This window comes from Cloacibacillus sp. (assembly GCA_036655895.1).
Taxonomy (GTDB): domain Bacteria; phylum Synergistota; class Synergistia; order Synergistales; family Synergistaceae; genus JAVVPF01.
The window spans coordinates 62,848-80,988 of record JAVVPF010000004.1; the positions used below are offsets into that span (position 1 = coordinate 62,848).

Genomic DNA, 18,141 nt, shown 5'->3' on the forward strand with positions numbered 1-18,141 from the left:
TAAAAAAAAAAAAAAAAAAAAAACCCGGGCCCCCAAAAAACCAGCGGGGGGGCCGCCCCCCCCCCGGCCCCGGCCCCCCACGCCTCTGTAAATTATTTTTTAGTTTACATGGCCTTCTTATAGAGCTCCATTATCTCGTCTTTGTTCGTTTTGCGCGGGTTGCCCGGGGTGCAGACGTCGGCGAAGGCGGAATCCGTCAGGAACTGCAAGTCCTCTTCTTTGACGCCAAGCTCCGAAAGCTTCTGCGGGATGTGGACGTCGAGCGCAAGCTGGCGCACAGCGTCGACCGCGGCTTTGCGGTACTGCTCCGGACTCATTTCGTCTACGCCCGCGACGTGGAAGGCGCGCGCGATCTCGCGGAATTTTTCGCCTGTGTACTCGGCGTTGTATTCCATGATGAAGGGCAGAAGCAGCGCGTTTGCTACGCCGTGCGGCGTGTCGTAGAAGGCGCCAAGAGGATGCGCCATTCCGTGGACGAGGCCGAGGCCGACGTTTGAGTAGGCCATGCCGGTCACGTACTGGCCAAGGGCCATCTTCTCGCGCGCGGCGGCATCTCCGTCGTTTACCGCGGCGCGCAGGTTGTCCGCGATTATCTGGATGGACTTTAAGCTGAACATGTCGGAGAGTTCCCATGCGCCCGGCGTGACATAGCCTTCGATGGCGTGCGTAAGCGCGTCCATGCCGGTGGCCGCGGCAAGCCCCTTCGGCATCGAGCTCATCATGTCGGAGTCGACGACCGCTATCTGCGGGATGTCGTGCGGGTCTACGCAGACGAACTTGCGCTTTTTCTCTTCGTCTGTGATGACGTAGTTGATGGTGGTCTCAGCCGCCGTACCGGCCGTTGTGGGCACGGCGAAGATAGGCACCGCCGGCTTTTTTGTGGGGGCGACGCCCTCAAGCGAGCGGACGTCGGCGAACTCCGGGTTGTTTATGATGATGCCGGTGCCCTTTGCGGTATCCATCGAAGAGCCTCCGCCAATTGCTATGAGATAATCCGCGCCGGCCTTTTTGAAGGCGGCTACGCTGTCCTGCACGTTCTTTATCGTCGGGTTCTGCTTCAGCCCGTCAAAGACCTCGTATGGGAGGCCGGCCGCATCCAGCACGTCAAAGACACGCTTTGCCACGCCGAATTTTATAAGATCCTTGTCCGTTACGACGAGCGCCTTTTTGAAGCCGCGGCGCTTCACCTCATCCGGGATGTTTTTTACAGCTCCCGCTCCAAAATATGCCGTTGGGTTCCATACCATGCGATTTGCCATTGTTATCTCTCCTTTATAAGTTTAGTTTTTGCCTTTCGTGCAATGATTCACTTATCTGTAATTATTACTATAGTCCTTTGCGCGATTTTTTCAAGCCCGCGCATACCGAAATTCACGCAGCAGTCGGCTTAGGCGCTCTTTCGTTTGACAGAGGAGAGCATCAAATATAAGATTGACGGACTAAGGCGTATATAAAAGGATGGGATGATGTTTTGAATAAATTTGCGAAGTGGTTTCTCTGGGCGGTATTTGCGGCCTTTATGATAGGGCTCTTGCCCTCCATTGTTTCACTTGCGCAGGAGCTTTTCGTCTATACGGAAAAGGGCCTTGACGTAACGCCGCATTTCACAAAGATGACTGGCTCTTTCTGCCGCATCCTCAAAAGCTACGCCTGGCATTTTATAATCCTCTATTCGATGCTTGTAGCCGCCGTCATTTTCATGGAGGGGCAGAACCCGGACAGGACCATCCTCTGGCTTCTCGTGCTCATCTTCGTGCCGGTGCTTGGATTTTTTATCTATCTCATCATGGGGCCGGATCTAAAGAGCATCACGAACCGCAGGCAGTTCCGCCCCGCGAAAAATTACGACTTCGACCATTCGCCGTTCCCCCAGCATAAGGAATCAGAGTTTTTGATAGGCCGACTGCTGCACGCGGCAAGCGGCGCCGACCTCTTGATGCGCAACCGCGTGAAAATACTGCTGAACGGCGACGAGACCTTCCCCGCCATTGAAGAGGCGCTCCGTCAGGCGCAAAGCTTCATCCACATGGAATTCTTCGTGGTGCGGGGAGACGCGCTCGGCGCCCGCATCGGCGCGCTGCTTAAGGAGGCCGCCGCCCGCGGCGTCAAGGTGCGCCTGCTTTACGACGCGGTCGGAAGCTGGGGGCTGAAGCCGGCCTTCGTGAAAGACCTCACGGCGGGCGGCGTAGAGTGCCGCGCCTTTCTGCCGGTGGCGCTTCCGCTTTTTCGGCGCAAGATGAACTTCCGCAACCACAGAAAAATACTCGTAGTAGATGACGCCGTGGGCTTCACGGGCGGCCTCAATATCGGAGAGGAGTACGAGGGAAAGGGTCATCTTGGCTTCTGGCGCGATACCTTCGTGCGGCTTGAAGGCGAGGCTGTGCCCGCGCTGCATAAGATATTCCTGCACGACTGGTGCGTACGCGACACCGGAGAACCGGTCGCCATCTGCGAGGAACTTGAACTTCTCGTAGACGGCCGTCCCATCGAACGCGACTATTCCGACTTTCCAGTCGTCCCGCTTCAGGTTGTGGCAAGCGGCATCGACAGCGTGTGGCACTCCATCGCTAAGGGTTATTACGGCATGATCTCGCGCGCGCAGCGGCGCGTTTGGGTGACGACGCCCTACCTCGTCCCCGGGCCGGAGCTTATGGGAGCCTTCGTCGCATCATCGCTTGCCGGCGTAGACGTGCGCATCATGATGCCTTCGACAAAAGACCATTTCCTCGTCTACTGGGGCAGCCGCAGCAACGTCGAACCGCTTCTGCGCGCCGGAGTCCGCGTCTTCATGTACAAAAAGGGCTTCATACACACGAAATCCGTGCTCTGCGACTCAAGCATAGCCTCAGTCGGCACCTGCAACATGGACGTGCGCAGCCTTGATATAAACTTTGAAGACCAGCTCTTCATCTACGACAAAAATATAGCGGAAGAGTTTGGACGCCAGTTTGAAAAAGATATGCTCGACGCCTGCGAGATAAAGCTTTCCGAATGGGAAAAGCGCCCTCTGTGGCAGAAGATACTTGAATCATTCGGCAGGCTCTATTCGGCGCAGATTTAATGACGGACAGGGTATTTGAACGGCGCTTTTCCGAACATTCAGCCTTCTGGCTCGTCTGCGGCGTCGTTCTCTGTTTCATCTATTTATATATATACAACAGGCTTGCCGCGGCGGACGCACGCGGCACGGCGGGCGTTGTCTGGATAATGGCCTGCGTCGCAATGACGGGGCTCTCCTACCTGGCACGGCGCACAAAGCGCCTGCGCAGCGCGGCTCTTCGCCGCTGGACGGACCGCGCAGGCAGCGTCTGGCTGTTATTTGTTCTATTTTCGTTTTTCCTCATGATCTTTTTCGACCTAGTAAACTACATGCTGGAGGCCGCGGCGCAGCCGGCCTCCGAAGCGGCGCTTGCGATGGCGGCGGCCGCGGCGGTCATTGCCTTCGGCATAAGAGAGGCCCACACGATACACAGCACCTACATGACGCTGCCCACCGACAAACTGCCGAAGCATACGAAGCGGCTGCGCATCGTGCAGCTTACCGACCTGCATCTCGGCCCCTACACCGGCGTGAAACTGCTGGCGGCCGTCCTGCGGCGCGTCCGCGAAGCGCGCCCCGACATGGTGGTGGTCACGGGCGACGTGGCGGACGGCTGCCTTGAAGGGCGCGGCCGCGAAGCCTCAATGTTCCGCCGCATACGTCCAAAGTACGGCTTTTTCGCCGTCACGGGCAACCACGATTACTACGACGACATCGACAAAGCCGTTGATTTCATGGAGCGTTCCGGTATGCGCGTGCTGCACAACGAATGGGTCGAGGCGGGCGGCCTCTGCGTCATCGGCGTAGACGACGCGGCCCACCTGCAAAAGGCGAAATGGGGGCTTTCTCGCTCCGAGACCGCCATCGTAAACGCGCGCTGCGAGCATGAGGGGCTTTTTACGCTCCTTCTGCGCCACCGCCCCGTCGTTGAAATAGGCACGGAGGGGATGTTCGACCTGCAGCTGTCGGGGCACACGCACGGCGGGCAGATGATACCCCTGCCCACCTCGCGGCTTCTCATTGCGGGCCATTCTCGCGGGCTTAAAAAACTCAAAAACGGCAGCACTCTCTACACAAGCAACGGCGCGGGCTACGTAGGGCCGCCCGTGCGCCTCATGGCGCCGCCGGAGGTCGTGGTTATCGACCTCGTGCAAAAGGAAAAGGAATAAAATTGGCGCGCCCGCGGAATTTCGACCAGGAAAAATTTGGCCGTCTAGACGGCCTTCTGCCTGAGGCAAAGGGCAAAATAAGCGCGCCGCGCGAAACACTGCCAAAGGAGCTGGACATCCCCGGCCTCCCGGATGGCGCGTGGACGGCGCGCGGCGTCTACCGCATGGAACGGCGCTTCGCCTACGGCAGATACTACGGCAAGCGCCAGCTCGCCCCCCTGCGCAAAAGCGGAGAGACGCTTTCGCACTGGGGCGGCACGCCCGTTTCCGTATTTCTTGACACGGAGACGACGGGGCTTTCCGGCGGCACAGGTACATACGCCTTTCTCATCGGGCTTGGCCTCTGCCATGAAGATTTTTTCAGCGTAGTCCAGCTCTTTCTTGCCGGCCCGGCGTGGGAACGCGCGTGGCTTGCCGCAATAGAGGACGAACTCCCCGCGGACTGCGGCCTCGTCACCTACAACGGGCGCGCCTTCGACCTGCCGCTGCTGCGCACGCGCTACACGCTCTCCCGCGCCGTGCCATCATGGAACACGGCGCCGCACATAGACCTGCTGACGCTTGCGCGCCACTTCTACAGAGAGCGGCTTTCCTCCTGCTCGCTTGGCTCCATAGAACGCAACGTGCTTGGGCTGAACCGAAGCGGAGAGGACGTCCCCGGAAGCGAGATCCCGTGGATGTACACTCAGTTCCTCCGCGACCAGGACGCGGCTCCGCTGCGCGGCATCTTCTACCACAACACGCTAGACATAGTATCGCTCGCCGCCTTGCAGCTTCAGGTAGCAGAGATGGCCTGCGGCCAGTGCTCCTGCGCCGCGGAGATGCTGCGCGCGGGCGACCTCTGGGCCGCAAAAGGCTTTTACGAAAAGGCGCGCGAACTGTGGCGCGCCGCGCTCGATTTCCCGCAGGACAGACATCTTGCGCTGCTGCGGCTCGCCGAGACAGAACGCGCCGCCGGCAACTACGAAGCAGCCCACGCCTGCTACGCGGAGGCGCTAGAGACCGACCGCCGCCCAGTCCCCACACTGGAGGCGATGGCAAAGCTCGAAGAGCACAAACTAAAACGCTGCGAAGAGGCCCTGGCCCACACTCGCGCCGCCCTCCGCTGGCTTGAAGGCCACCGCATATTCAAAGACAAACGCTGGCAAACCGACCGTGAAAACCTCCTCTACCGCGAAGAGCGCCTGATAAAAAAACTGGAAAAAGGCCGCTGCGAGACAGAGGCGCCCGATGAGGAAGAATAGTAGCGGCGGCGAAGCCCCAAACCTAACGTGAATAATAAAATCCGCCCCGCGAACTGTCTGACTTTGGTTGGTCAAACAGTTCGCGGGGCGGCGTCAATAGCTGCTATGCTTCAGAAAAGCCTAAAATCTAGAAGCCTTCCTGTGCGTTTCTTGCGATTATTTCTTCCTGCTGGTAGTTGTCAAGGTCTACGAAGTAATCGCTGTAGCCGGCTACACGGACGAGGAGGCCGCGGTAGTTGTCGGGGTTGGTCTGGGCGTCGCGGAGCGTTTCCTGGTCTACTACGTTGAACTGGATGTGGTGGCCGCCAAGCTTGAAGTAGGAGCGGATGAGGTTCTTTACTCCTTCTATGCCTTCTTCGCCCGCAAGCACAGAGGGCAGGAAGCGCTGGTTGAGCAGCGTGCCGCCGGACTTTACCTGATCCATTTTGGCAAGCGACTTGACTACGGCGGTGGGGCCGTGGCGGTCTGCGCCGTGGCTCGGTGATGTGCCGTCAGACTCTGGCATTCCGCTGAAGCGTCCGTTCGGAGTGGCCGCCAGCTTCTGTCCGAAGTAGTTGTGGCAGGTGGTGGAGAGCATGTTCAGGTGGTAGGTGGGGCCTAAGATGCTGTGTTTGCCGTTTATCGTCTTGTAGAGGCTCTCGTATACCATTCTCATTATGTCGTCGGCGTAGTCGTCGTCGTTGCCGAAGAAGGGGGTCTTGTTCCAGAGGGTGAGGCGCATCTCTTCGCAGCCTTCCCAGTTCTTCTTTATCGCGTCGACAATCTGTTCGAGCGTGTATCTGCCGTCGTCAAAAACGTGCTTCTTTATGGCGGAGAGGCTGTCTGTGATGGTGCCTATGCCGCAGCACTGGATGTAGTCTGTGTTGTAGCGCGGGCCGCCGTTGTAGTAGTCTTTGCCGTTTTCAATGCAGTCGCGAATGACGCATGAGAGGAATGTGGCCGCCATTTTTGTGGCGTACTGGTAGCGCAGGTAGTTGTCTACTCCGACCTTTGTCTCTACCGCGTATTCCATCTGCTTCTCGAAGGCGTTGTAGAGGTCGTCGAAGGTTTTGAACTCTGAGAGTTCGCCGGTCTTGATGCTGACCTGTTTGCCCGTCAGGAGGTCTACGCCGTTTGAGAGCGTATATTCAAGGAGCTTGGGCACGTTGAGGTAGCCGTGGAGCAGGTAGGCCTCTTTGCCGGCGCAGCCTGTTTCGATGCAGCCTGAGTTTCCGCCTTCGCGTGCGTCTTCAAGCGTTTTGCCGGCGAGCATCTGTTCCTGGATGACCATGTCGCAGTTGAACATCGAGGGGTATCCCATGCCGTTGCGGAATACGCGGGCGGCGGCGCGGAGTACGCTGTCGGGCGTGCGTTCGCTCACCTGTACGTTGCCCTGCGGCTGGAGAAGGCGAAGTTCGTCGAATATCTCAAGGCAGATGTAGGTGACGTCGTTTGAGCCGTCGCGGCCGTCGCGCGTGAGGCCTGCCAGGTTGATGTTGGTGAAGTCGTTGTAGGTGCCGCTTTCTTTTGCCGTGACACCGACTTTCGGAGGCGCAGGGGTGTTGTTGATTTTGATCCAAAGGCAGGAGAGCAGCTCTTTTGCCTCGTCGCGGGAAAGGGAGCCGGCTTTGGTCTCGGTCTCGTAGAAGCGGCCGAGGTGCTGGTCGATGTGTCCGGGGTTCATGGCGTCCCATCCGTTGAGCTCTGTGATGGTGCCGAGGTGGACGAACCAGTACATCTGGACGGCCTCCCAGAAGGTGCGCGGCGCGTGGGCCGGTACCCAGCGGCAGACTTCGGCTATTTTGAGCAGCTCGGCGCGGCGCTTTTCGTCCGTGCATTCGGCCGCCATTTTTTCGGCAAGCTCCGCGTGACGCTCTGCGAAGATTATCATGGCGTCGCAGGAGATGTCCATGCCCTGAAGCTGTTCGTCTTTTGAGGTGGCTTCGGGGTCGTTTATGAAGTCAAGTTTCGCGCGGGCTTCCGCGATGTCTTTTTTGAGGTCGAGCATGCCTTTTTCATAGACGAGGCCGTCAAGCATGGTATGTCCAAGCGCGCGCTGCTCGCCAAATTCGGTGAAGGTGCCCGCTTCGTAGAGATCGGTCCACTTCTTTGGCATACGCTCAAAGAGGCGGTCTCTCATGCAGCGGCCGCGCCAGTACGGCTCCACCTTTTCTTCGTAGACGTCCATGTCTTTGGGGTCTACCGTGTAGTTCTGCTGGGCGCGCGTGGTGAGCACCTCAAAGTCGTGGCGGCTGTGGCAGGTGAGTTCGGGGAAGGTGGATACCGCGCGGGGCTTGGGGCCGCGTTCCGCTACGATAAGCTCTTCAGGGCCGATGTAGATGGTCTTGTTTTCGCAAAGATATTTGAAGTTTGAGGCGCGGAGCACCGGCATAGGAAGCTTGCCCTCGTGCTGGCTGTAAAATTCCGTCTCAAGCACCGCTCTTTCAATGTCGATAGTCGGGTGGGTCTCGAAGCTCTCATCGCGCATTTTTTTGATTCTTTCGTTCATCTCTAATTGCCTCCCGTTTTATGATGTAATAGTTTATCTGTTTCTGTATGGCGTCGCGTAAACGGCGGGAAGCTAACCGCCGATATGTACTTTTAGTCCGTAGCCCTCAAGGATGGCCGCCGCGTGCCGCGTCTGGTTCTCTGTCGGCGGAAGAAGCTCTTCGAGTTTGTACTCCATGTGCCAGCGGTCGTGCTTGCCTTTTGCTACGGTGTGGTAGGGCAGGATGTTTACGGCGGTTATGCCGGAAAGCGGACGCACGAATTTGCCAAGCGCGTGCATGTTTTCGTCGCCGCTGTTTAGCCCGGGCATGAACGGAACGCGGATGTTTATCTTTGCGCCCGCTTCGGCGATCGCCGCCAGGTTCTCAAGGATGACGACGTTGTCCACTCCGGTGTATTCTTTGTGTTTTTCCGGGTCCATGTGCTTTATGTCGTAAAGGTAGAGCTCTGCGCGTTTGACGGAGTCCATTATGATGCTTTTCTGGACGAAGCCGCAGGTATCAAGCGCTCTGTGGAAGCCGGCCGCGCCGCAGGAGTCAAGCGCGTCAAAGAGGAACTCGGGCTGCATGAAGGGTTCGCCGCCTGAGAAGGTTACTCCCCCGCCATCGCGGAAAAATATCTCATCTTTGTGAAGCTGTTCCATGAGCTGCTCCACAGTGTAGGGGCGCCCGCATATTTCGCGCGCTTCAGCAGGGCAGGCGTCGCAGCAGGCGCCGCAGCCGTTGCAGAGGGCGTCGTCTGTGACGAGTGCGCCGCCCGTCACAGAGACGGCGCCGTTTGGACAGGCTTTGACGCAGGAACCGCAGGCGATGCAGCGTTCGGCGCGAAAGAGCACCACGGGCATTACCGACTGGCTCTCCGGGTTATGGCACCACTGGCAGACGAGCGGGCAGCCTTTTAAATGCACCGTGGTGCGCGTGCCCGGCCCGTCGTGTATGGAATATCTTTTGATGTCGAAAATAACGCCTTTTTTACTCAACAGAAACAGTCTCCTCTTCCGACGATATGTCAAGGTCTAGATGCTTTGCGAAATAATATTTGCGTATGAAGCGTTCCTGGACCGCGAAGGACCAGTGAACGTCGCGGACGTAGTCGGCGGCGCCGTTGAAGTCGTGCGCGCGCATAAGTTCTATGATGATGTTGTGCTCGTCGAGCGAATGAAGCTCCCATTCTTTTACAAATGATTTGTTGCGCGGAAAATCGTAGAGACGTTCTTTGTGGATTTTTATCGAATGGGTCATCTCAGGGTTGTCCGCTAAGTCAAGATAGACGTTGTGAAATTTCAGATTGGTGTCGTAGAACAGCGTAAAATTATTCTGGTCCAGCGCCTTGCGCATCTGCTGGTTATATTTTTCCATAAGTTCCGCATCGGGGTCGCGAAAACGCACGGCGACCAGCACGAGCACGGCAGATTCAAGCGCGCCCAGCATCTCGTAGATGTTGCGGATCTTTTCGAGGGAAAGGGCGTTTACGACGACGCCGCGCCTTGGGAAGATGGTGATGAATCCCTCCGACTCTAGCTGGAAAAGCGCGTCGCGAAGAGGCGTGCGGCTCATTCCAAGCTCGCGGCTGATGTCGTTCAGGTTGAGGAACGAGCCGGGGCGTATCTTCCCCTCGTTCATCTGGATACGAAGATAATCGTAAACCTGTTCTCTGAGCGATTTTAATGTAAAATGCGATTCACACGTCATTCTATATTCCCCTCTCATGAAATAATTGTAGCACAGATATATCAGATTGCAAATAAATTTTTAAAATATTTTCAATATAAAATCTTGGCATTTTGAATAATCCCGTCATTACAAGTTCAACTGCCTTTTCGCTTTATATTATCGTGATATTTTTCTATTTATTTCAGCATGTTTATTTAATAATCTTCCAGCGCCTTATATTATATTACAGCTTACTTCAGTTGTGGGAAATTTTGGTTATTATCAGGGATTACAGCTTTACAAAAAAAGGTTATACTATGCCAATACAACTGAATTTCTGCAAATTATCACAGCGGCAGAGACCTATGAGTGAAAGGGGAAACCTTAATGAAAATTAAAACATTCAAGCTCGAAAGATTATTCGCCCGCTACTCGGCAATGGCAAAGTATATGCTGAGCCAGTCTTCATGCGAGGGCATCACAATGAACGAGGTCCTTGAGATGGCGGACCCTGAGTGTCTGGCGCTTTGGGACAATCTCAGCCTCGGCTACACAAGGCCGCAGGGCTTTCCGCTGCTGCGCGAAGCGATAGCCGCGCGGTACCACTCAATACGTCCCTCCGACATCCTTGAGCTGACGCCCGAAGAGGGCATTTTCATCTTTATGAACAATATGCTGGATCAGGGCGACGAGGTGATCGTCATGCACCCGACGCTGCCGTCGCTTTATGAGCTTCCGCGTGCGCTGGGATGCAAGGTGATCAAGTGGCCTCTTGAAGTGACTAGCTGGGGCTGGCGCCTTGACGTGAATTTCCTTGCGGACAACCTTTCGCCGAAGACAAAGCTTATCGTCATGAACGTGCCGAACAACCCCACGGGATATATCCCGGTGCGCACCGAGATGGACAGGATACTGAACCTCGCTGACAGAAACGGCACGTGGATATTCAACGAAGAGACTTACCGCGGCATGGAGCACGACCCGGCGGCGGTGCTGCCGTCGATAGCCGACATTTATCCGCGCGGCGTAGCGGTGGGCGGCCTCAATAAATATGGACTTCCCGGCACGCGCATGGGATGGCTCATTTCAAAGAACCGCCAGATGATAGAAGAGTGCGCGGGATACAAGGACTACACGACGCTCTGCAACAACGCCCCCGGCGAGGTGCTGGCCACGATAGCGATGCGCAACGCGCCCGACCTGCTGCAGCGCAACCACAAGATCGTGCTGGAAAACCTCAATATAGCGGAGGGCTTCTTCAAGAAGAACCGCGACCTCTTCCAGTGGATACAGCCAAATGGAGGCGCCACCGCCTTCCCGCGTCTTCTGCCGCCGTTTGACGTGACGGAGATGTGCGAAAAGGCTATGACGGAAAAAGAACTTCTGATAATAGGCGAACGCGCCTTCGGCCTCGACACGAACCATTTCCGCGTTGGCTTGGGCCGCCGCGACTTCAGCAAGGCGCTTGCCGTCTTTGCGGAGATAGTCGACGAGATGCGCGAAAAAAAGGAAAAATCCATATAGGGCCGGCACGCGGTCTCGTATTTTTTTCACATAAGACTTTTGAGAGGCATAAGGCGCGGCGTCTGCCGCGCCCGCGTCTTAGCAGGAGATACAGCTTTAATAATCCAAGGAGTGATGCATCATGCGCTATTCAGACAGAATTTTAACTACGCCTTCTTCGTTTATACGCGATATTTTGAAGGTGACACAGGACCCGACGGTCATCTCTTTCGCGGGCGGCCTGCCAAACCCCATCTCTTTCCCCGAAGAGGCGCTTAAAGAGTCCGCCTGCCGTATTATTGATGAAAACGGAGGGAAGGTTTTTCAATATTCGACAACGGAGGGGCTTCTGCCGCTTCGCCAGTATATCGCCGACAAGTACAACAAAAATTTCGGCCTGAATATCAAGACGGACGACGTGCTTATCACAACAGGTTCCCAGCAGGCGCTCGACCTCATAGCTAAAGTGCTGCTCAACAAGGGCGACCGCCTGATCATCGAGGAGCCGGGCTACCTTGGCGCAATACAGGCTTTTTGCATGTTCGAGCCGGAGTTCCTCCCCGTGACGCTGGAAGAGGACGGCCTTGACCTTGAAAAATTAGAGGATGCTCTGAAACAAGAGCGCGTAAAATTCGCCTACGTCGTGCCGAACTTCCAGAACCCCTCGGGCCTCACCTACTCGAAGGAGCGCCGCGAAAAAATATGCGCGCTATTTGAAAAATACGACACCGTGCTCGTTGAGGACGACCCGTACGGGGAACTGCGCTTCAAAGGCACACATCTGCCTTATATAGGCGCGGGCAAGCTGGCGCACAGCGTCGTTCTCGGCACCTTCTCAAAGACTGTGACGCCGGGGATGCGGCTTGGCTACATCATCACGCAGGACGGCGAGCTTATGCACCATCTTGTCACGGCAAAACAATCCAGCGACCTGCATTCAAACATTTTCGCGCAGTACCTGATAGAGGACTACCTGGCGCACAACGAATACCAGAGCCACGTGGAAAAGATAACAAAGCTCTACCGCACGCAGGCCGACGCGATGCTCGCCGCGATGAAGGAATTTTTCCCTGACAACGTCAAGTTCACAGAGCCGGAGGGCGGCATGTTCATCTGGGTGACGCTTCCCGAAGGCGTCTCGTCGCTTGATATATTCCACAAGGCTATGGAGAAAAAAGTGGCCTTCGTACCGGGAGACCCCTTCTACGCAAACAAGCATGACGTCAACACCTTTAGGCTCAACTACACGAACTCGACCCCCGAAGTTATCCGCGAGGGAATTAAGAGGCTAGCCGAGGTCCTGTAGGGACGAACCACCAAAGAGGCCGCCCCATCTAAATAAAAAATCCCGTTCCAGCAGACGCGCGTCGATTGGAACGGGACTTTTTTTATATCGGACAACGCGCGCGGCGCAGGCTGGCACGCGACGCGCTAGTCAGTCTCGCCCAGCATCGCCCTTACGCAGTTTGCCCATTCAAAATCTTTTTTGCCCATGCCATAGCCTATCTTTGCAATTTTTATGACTGGCATCGGCGCAAAAGCCGCTACAAAATGTTTTAGGAGCGCGGCCCCCGTCGGCGTGCAGAGCTCGCCGCGCAGAGCGCCGCCGTATATGGGCACGCCGCGCAGTATCTGCGCCGTGGCGGGAGCCGGCACCGGCAGCACGCCGTGCGCGCAGTGAACGTGGCCGCTTCCTACATGGATGGGCGAGGCAATTATCCGCTCAGGCGCTATCTCACTCAGCAGCAGGGATACTCCAACGATGTCGGCTATTGCGTCCATCGCGCCCACCTCGTGGAAATGCACCTCGGCTACGGGCCTGCCGTGTACAAGACTCTCAGCGCAGGCGATAAGGGAATAGACGGACAGCACGTCGGAGCGCACCGCCTCCGGCAGCTCAAGGTGCGAGATAAGATGTTCTATCTCGTGCATCCCCGCGTGTTCGTGCGCGTGGCTATGCGCGTCGTGGTGATGGTGATGATGGTGGTGGTGGTGGTGACAGGAGGCGTCGGCGCTTTCTTCCTCCGCGCCGCCTACCGTGACGGTGACATGAGTTCCCGTTATGCCGCATTTTACGCATGGCGCGGCCGATATTGCAACGCCCGGAATGCCAAGCGCGTTCATTTTTTCAATAAATGTTTCAGGGGCCGGGTGCAGCTCAAGCAGCGCCGCCATGAGCATGTCGCCCGCGGCGCCCATGCCGCAGTCAATGTAAAGCGTCTTCATTATTATTTCACTCCAATGTGGTTTATCATGCCGGCAAGGTAGCCGGCGCCGAAGCCGTTGTCAATGTTCACGACGGAGACGCCGCTTGCGCATGAGTTGAGCATGGAAAGCAGCGCGGAAAGCCCTCCGAAGGAGGCGCCGTATCCTACGCTGGTTGGAACGGCTATGACGGGGCAGTCCGCAAGCCCGCCTACTACGCTTGCAAGCGCGCCTTCCATGCCCGCTATGGCGATTATGGCGGAGGCGCTCATGATGTCGTCGTTGTGCGCAAGCAGCCTGTGGATGCCTGCAACTCCTACGTCGTAAAGGCGAGTCACTTCGTTTCCCAAAGCTTCCGCCGTAAGCGCCGCCTCCTCCGCTACGGGAATGTCGCTTGTGCCGCCAGTGGCTACGACGATTTTCCCTCTGCCGTCAGGGATTGGCATTTCGCCCGCGACGCCTATTCTGCCCACCTCGTAATAGCGCAGCGGCGATGAGCGCCCCACAACGGCCGCGGCCTCTTCGCTCATGCGCGTTATGAGGACGGTTTTTTGTCCATCCGCGAGCATCGCGGCCGTTATCTCCGCTATCTGCTCCGGCCTTTTGCCAGCGCCGTAGATCACCTCCGCCGCGCCCTGCCTAAGCGCCCTGTGGCGGTCGAGCTTTGCAAAGCCCAGGTCCTCAAAGGGCTCCGTTTTGAGTTTCAGCATCACCTCGTCCACAGTGGCGGAGCCTGTGGAAAGCTTCTCCAGCATTTCCCTTATCTCTTTTTTATCCATCCCCGTAGCCTAACCTCCACATCCTAAAAACCTTGTTGTAACTGCTATAACGTGACTTTCTCAAATTTATCAAATTTCCGGCGCCGACTTGCGCATATCAGGCGCCTATCGCCTCTACGCCGCATTCTTCCATCAGCGCCGCGTCGCGCAAAAGTTCTTTCGACGGGCCGTCGGCAAATACCCGCCCCTCTTTCAGCAGTATGGAACGCTCGCACAGCTCCTCCGCAAAAGCGAGGTCGTGCGTCGCTATCAGCTTTGTGTGAGGCAGACCGCGCAGAACGTTTATGAGGTTGCGCCGCGCCCTCGGGTCGAGAAAAGCGGTCGGCTCGTCAAAGAGCGTCACCTGCGGCTCCATTGCCAGAACCGAAGCAAGCGCCGCCATGCGTTTTTCTCCGCCGGACATCTTAAGCGCCGTCTTTTTCGCCAGATGCTCTATCTTTAGCAGCGAAAGCACCTCGCCAACACGCATTTTGACCTCGTCCTCGCAAAGCCCCATGTTGCGCGGGCCAAAGGCGATGTCGTCGTATATCGAGGCCATGAAAAGCTGGTCGTCTGGGTTTTGAAAGACGACGCCGGCCCTTGCGCGCACCTCGGCCACAGTGGCCTTCGTGAGGCGCACGCCGCCTATGACCGCCGTCCCTGACGATGGCAGCACCCCAACAAGCGCCATGATGAGCGAGGTCTTCCCCGCGCCGTTGGCTCCTATGAGAGCTGCGTTCTCACCGTCCGCGATCCGCAGGCTTATATCAGCCACGCCCTTAGTCCCATCAGGATAGGCTGCGGAGAATTGTTCTATTTCAAGCATCAAAAGAGCCTCCCAATGAGCACAGGTACATTTACAAAACGAAAAAAAAGCGACGAAGCGCAGACGGCTACGAGAAATAAAAGGTCACGCACCGAAAGTGGGCGCGCCTGCATCCCGCCTGCCGCCGCAGGGTAGCCGCGACAGCGCATCGCCTGATAGACGCGTTCCGCGCGGTCAAAGCTCCTGATGAGCAGCTGCCCCGCAAAGCTGCCCATGTCTTTCATCTCAATGCCGCGCTTATTTTTGCCGCGCAGCGAATAGGCCGTATACATCGAAAATGCCTCCGCCGCAAGCGCCCCGACATAACGGTAGGTCATCTCAAAAAGCGAAATAAATACAGAAGGCAGCCGCATGGCGCGAAGCTCGCGCGTAAGCTCCGTAAACGGCGTGACAGCGACAAGCACTAGGACAGCGGAGACGCAAAGCAGCGTGCGGAATACAATGGCGGCAAAAGAAAGCCAGCCCGCGCTCACCGTGACAGCACCTACTGTAAACGCGGCGGAAACGTCGAAAAAGACATTCGACACGCCGGCAAAAAGACAGAAAGGCAGCGCTGTGAGCGTCCTCTTGAATATCATAGAGCACGGGACTCCAGCAAACGACGACGCGGCGACGGGATAGAGCACAAACGGCGCAAGAGCCGAAAGTTCATAGCGGCCGAAGGAAACGACGAGAATGATGTAAAAGAGCGTGGCCGCGATCTTCACAGCCGGGTGCAGCCGGTGTATGGGAGAATCGCCGCCTGAGGCCTGTTCCAATGAATATATCTCATATATGCTGCTGCGCAGATCCGACATTTTTTCCCTCCTTCGACAAACGAAAGCCAGCACTGCGCACAAGCGAGCGCAAGAGGCGTTCGTTCAAAGGCCGCCTTCGTGGCAGCCGCCGTTTCAAAAGTCCAGTTTACGATAATGATATGAAAATACGCCGAAAAGCCGCTTCTGCGGCAGAGAGCCCTTCGTAGGACATCCTCCGGAAGTTTGTAAATTATGCCACAGACCGCCCGCCAAAAGCCGGCGAAAAAGAGGCAGCGGCATCATAATCCCACACGCCGCCGGATTATTCTAAGCTTTTATGGGAAATTTTGCTACCCCTTAGCAAATAAATGTTATTCGTCTGTAATATTGGTATAATAAATAATTCTTGACCCGCGCGGATCGCGACGCCGCACAAACAACCGATTTACAGCTCGATATAATACGATATGATATAAAAACACACAGAGTCACCAACTACAGCCGGGAGATGATGAGATGCAGAATAAAGAAGAAGTGTACGAGAATGCTGCTTCCTCACGCCATCCCAACGCAGATATTCTTGAAGAAATATATGGGGTAAAAGGAAGCCCCGGCTCATGGCAATATCGCATCACCTTAGTATTGGCTTATGTAAGAGCATTTTTTAGGATCCTTGAGGGTATATGCGGTTTGATAATATGGTTGTTTTTTTCGGCGATTGTATTGTTTTTCCTGTGGATGTTATTTTATGTATGTGTTATGTAACAACAAAAACTAACACTATATTTAATTTTAATCCACGCAGTCCTTGCGGATCGCGATGATAGAGGTTCGCAGCCTCTATGCCATTCATGAAATTTTAATCCACGCGGTCCTTGCGGATCGCGACGTAGATAAAAATGGCCGGCGTATATTCGAGGGCATTTTAATCCACGCGGTCCTTGCGGATCGCGACGGCCAGATGCCTCGCGAATGGTGACGCTGGCCTTATTTTAATCCACGCGGTCCTTGCGGATCGCGACTAAATGCCATAAGTACAAACAAAATGGGTATGAGATTTTAATCCACGCGGTCCTTGCGGATCGCGACGAGTGACCAAGCTGGAGAAAGAACGCTATGGTACGATTTTAATCCACGCGGTCCTTGCGGATCGCGACTAGATATATATTTACCTTGATAAAGGATTGTATATTTTAATCCACGCGGTCCTTGCGGATCGCGACGCAAGAAATATCTGCCAGTCCGCTTGGAGCTTGCTTCATTTTAATCCACGCGGTCCTTGCGGATCGCGACTGGTTGCCAGTCTCTCTAGGGGGATAATCATTATGTTTTTAATCCACGCGGTCCTTGCGGATCGCGACGTTTTCGCAGGTGGGGGTGATTGGATGAGCATAACTTTTTAATCCACGCGGTCCTTGCGGATCGCGACATAACTGCACTGCGCCATTTACCTTTGGCGATAGATTTTTAATCCACGCGGTCCTTGCGGATCGCGACCCGATACGGGTTAAATCTGCAAAGAATGGATATTTTTTTAATCCACGCGGTCCTTGCGGATCGCGACACATGCCGAACTTGCCGCCCTGCAAGTCGCAAACTTTTTAATCCACGCGGTCCTTGCGGATCGCGACGCGACACTTTCCACGATCCCGTCCGTAGGGTAACCTTTTAATCCACGCGGTCCTTGCGGATCGCGACGATGGCGCATGCAAGCGCAATGCTGAACGAGAGCGCTTTTAATCCACGCGGTCCTTGCGGATCGCGACGCCGTCCGGGGTGAATAAACCGGAAATAGCACAACTTTTAATCCACGCGGTCCTTGCGGATCGCGACTTGCCCTCCAGTTCATGCTAGACACAAGCCTCTCACTTTTAATCCACGCGGTCCTTGTGGATCGCGACCCTCACCTACGGTGCAAAGAAATACGCTGAGCGCCTTTTAATCCACGCGGTCCTTGCGGATCGCGACATGTCCGCTACAGACATAGCCGCAAGACTGGCGGCTTTTAATCCACGCGGTCCTTGCGGATCGCGACTTACCGGGGATTGTTTTGAGGTCTTTGTCAAGGGACTTTTAATCCACGCGGTCCTTGCGGATCGCGACCGTGGGAGTTGCGTGGTTTTTCTATAAGTCCGGTCTTTTAATCCACGCGGTCCTTGCGGATCGCGACTAAAGAATGGGAGAGCAAGCAGCGTTAGACATGCCTTTTAATCCACGCGGTCCTTGCGGATCGCGACCTCTTTTTCCGTCATCATACGTATGAAACGATTGCTTTTAATCCACGCGGTCCTTGCGGATCGCGACCTGCCGTCCCAGCCCCGGACTCAAACCTCCCACAACTTTTAATCCACGCGGTCCTTGCGGATCGCGACGGCATAAAGGCGGTGGTATCGTGAAAGAGAAAATACTTTTAATCCACGCGGTCCTTGCGGATCGCGACCCTGTGCAGGAAATAGTAATCGTTGGCGATAACCTTTTAATCCACGCGGTCCTTGCGGATCGCGACCCCCCGCCTACTGG

General features: G+C 55.9%; 14 protein-coding genes and 1 CRISPR repeat array (1 of these 15 only partly in view). Of the genes, 6 read left to right on the forward strand and 8 right to left on the reverse strand.

What is annotated here, in order from left to right; all coding sequences use genetic code 11:
- Nucleotides 1–104 precede the first annotated feature (104 nt).
- Complete coding sequence (fucO, locus tag RRY12_02545) at nt 105–1,259, reverse strand: lactaldehyde reductase (protein ID MEG2183532.1); 1,155 nt, start codon at nt 1,257–1,259, stop codon at nt 105–107.
- 212 nt (nt 1,260–1,471) lie between these two features.
- Between fucO and cls the strand changes: the two genes are divergently transcribed.
- The 3 genes from cls to RRY12_02560 are packed head-to-tail and all read left to right on the forward strand — an operon-like array spanning nt 1,472 to nt 5,453.
- Complete coding sequence (gene cls / locus RRY12_02550) at nt 1,472–3,061, forward strand: cardiolipin synthase (protein ID MEG2183533.1); 1,590 nt, start codon at nt 1,472–1,474, stop codon at nt 3,059–3,061.
- Entirely contained in the window at nt 3,061–4,209 is a 1,149-nt protein-coding gene (locus tag RRY12_02555) for a metallophosphoesterase (protein ID MEG2183534.1), read from the forward strand. The genes cls and RRY12_02555 overlap by 1 nt, the downstream gene beginning before the upstream one ends.
- Before the next feature lie 2 nt (nt 4,210–4,211).
- Nucleotides 4,212–5,453 (forward strand): ribonuclease H-like domain-containing protein, encoded by a 1,242-nt coding sequence (locus tag RRY12_02560; protein MEG2183535.1) that lies wholly within the window; start codon nt 4,212–4,214, stop codon nt 5,451–5,453.
- Between the two features lie 127 nt (nt 5,454–5,580).
- On the opposite strand, the gene RRY12_02565 is transcribed toward RRY12_02560, so the two are convergent.
- From RRY12_02565 to RRY12_02575, 3 genes are all read right to left on the reverse strand, one after another.
- Nucleotides 5,581–7,941 carry a glycyl radical protein gene (locus RRY12_02565; GenBank protein MEG2183536.1) on the reverse strand — a complete coding sequence of 787 codons (2,361 nt, stop codon included), beginning with the start codon at nt 7,939–7,941 and terminating at the stop codon, nt 5,581–5,583.
- Nucleotides 7,942–8,013: 72 nt separating this feature from the next.
- Entirely contained in the window at nt 8,014–8,919 is a 906-nt protein-coding gene (locus RRY12_02570) for a glycyl-radical enzyme activating protein (protein MEG2183537.1), read from the reverse strand.
- Nucleotides 8,912–9,631: a GntR family transcriptional regulator gene (locus RRY12_02575; protein MEG2183538.1), complete on the reverse strand. Its 720-nt coding sequence runs from the start codon at nt 9,629–9,631 to the stop codon at nt 8,912–8,914. The genes RRY12_02570 and RRY12_02575 overlap by 8 nt, the downstream gene beginning before the upstream one ends.
- A gap of 348 nt (nt 9,632–9,979) precedes the next feature.
- Here RRY12_02575 and RRY12_02580 point away from each other — a divergent pair, with 348 nt between their 5' ends.
- Both RRY12_02580 and RRY12_02585 read left to right on the forward strand, forming a co-directional pair.
- Complete coding sequence (locus RRY12_02580; GenBank protein MEG2183539.1) at nt 9,980–11,116, forward strand: aminotransferase class I/II-fold pyridoxal phosphate-dependent enzyme; 1,137 nt, start codon at nt 9,980–9,982, stop codon at nt 11,114–11,116.
- Nucleotides 11,117–11,237: 121 nt separating this feature from the next.
- Complete coding sequence (locus tag RRY12_02585; GenBank protein MEG2183540.1) at nt 11,238–12,401, forward strand: PLP-dependent aminotransferase family protein; 1,164 nt, start codon at nt 11,238–11,240, stop codon at nt 12,399–12,401.
- 125 nt (nt 12,402–12,526) lie between these two features.
- On the opposite strand, the gene RRY12_02590 is transcribed toward RRY12_02585, so the two are convergent.
- The 4 genes from RRY12_02590 to cbiQ form a co-directional block, all read right to left on the reverse strand.
- Nucleotides 12,527–13,321 (reverse strand): LarC family nickel insertion protein, encoded by a 795-nt coding sequence (locus tag RRY12_02590; GenBank protein ID MEG2183541.1) that lies wholly within the window; start codon nt 13,319–13,321, stop codon nt 12,527–12,529.
- A gap of 2 nt (nt 13,322–13,323) precedes the next feature.
- Nucleotides 13,324–14,079 carry a nickel pincer cofactor biosynthesis protein LarB gene (gene larB, locus RRY12_02595; protein ID MEG2183542.1) on the reverse strand — a complete coding sequence of 252 codons (756 nt, stop codon included), beginning with the start codon at nt 14,077–14,079 and terminating at the stop codon, nt 13,324–13,326.
- Between the two features lie 97 nt (nt 14,080–14,176).
- Nucleotides 14,177–14,884 carry an ABC transporter ATP-binding protein gene (locus tag RRY12_02600; protein ID MEG2183543.1) on the reverse strand — a complete coding sequence of 236 codons (708 nt, stop codon included), beginning with the start codon at nt 14,882–14,884 and terminating at the stop codon, nt 14,177–14,179.
- Nucleotides 14,884–15,681 carry a cobalt ECF transporter T component CbiQ gene (gene cbiQ, locus RRY12_02605; protein MEG2183544.1) on the reverse strand — a complete coding sequence of 266 codons (798 nt, stop codon included), beginning with the start codon at nt 15,679–15,681 and terminating at the stop codon, nt 14,884–14,886. Before cbiQ ends, RRY12_02600 begins: the two co-directional genes overlap by 1 nt.
- Before the next feature lie 456 nt (nt 15,682–16,137).
- Here cbiQ and RRY12_02610 point away from each other — a divergent pair, with 456 nt between their 5' ends.
- A complete protein-coding gene (locus RRY12_02610; GenBank protein ID MEG2183545.1) occupies nt 16,138–16,386 on the forward strand; it encodes a hypothetical protein in 249 nt (82 codons plus the stop codon).
- A gap of 23 nt (nt 16,387–16,409) precedes the next feature.
- A CRISPR array of direct repeats spans nt 16,410–18,141; the repeat unit is 32 nt; unit sequence TTTTAATCCACGCGGTCCTTGCGGATCGCGAC; it runs 3,076 nt beyond the window's last position.

Coding starts and splice junctions, on each gene's coding strand:
- RRY12_02565 (MEG2183536.1), bottom strand. CDS start 7,941: ATGAACGAAAGAATCAAAAAAATGCGCGATGAGAGCTTCGAGACCCAC.
- RRY12_02580 (MEG2183539.1), top strand. CDS start 9,980: ATGAAAATTAAAACATTCAAGCTCGAAAGATTATTCGCCCGCTACTCG.
- RRY12_02590 (MEG2183541.1), bottom strand. CDS start 13,321: ATGAAGACGCTTTACATTGACTGCGGCATGGGCGCCGCGGGCGACATG.
- RRY12_02610 (MEG2183545.1), top strand. CDS start 16,138: ATGCAGAATAAAGAAGAAGTGTACGAGAATGCTGCTTCCTCACGCCAT.
- RRY12_02600 (MEG2183543.1), bottom strand. CDS start 14,884: ATGCTTGAAATAGAACAATTCTCCGCAGCCTATCCTGATGGGACTAAG.
- cbiQ (MEG2183544.1), bottom strand. CDS start 15,681: ATGTCGGATCTGCGCAGCAGCATATATGAGATATATTCATTGGAACAG.
- fucO (MEG2183532.1), bottom strand. CDS start 1,259: ATGGCAAATCGCATGGTATGGAACCCAACGGCATATTTTGGAGCGGGA.
- larB (MEG2183542.1), bottom strand. CDS start 14,079: ATGGATAAAAAAGAGATAAGGGAAATGCTGGAGAAGCTTTCCACAGGC.
- RRY12_02555 (MEG2183534.1), top strand. CDS start 3,061: ATGACGGACAGGGTATTTGAACGGCGCTTTTCCGAACATTCAGCCTTC.
- RRY12_02585 (MEG2183540.1), top strand. CDS start 11,238: ATGCGCTATTCAGACAGAATTTTAACTACGCCTTCTTCGTTTATACGC.
- RRY12_02575 (MEG2183538.1), bottom strand. CDS start 9,631: ATGACGTGTGAATCGCATTTTACATTAAAATCGCTCAGAGAACAGGTT.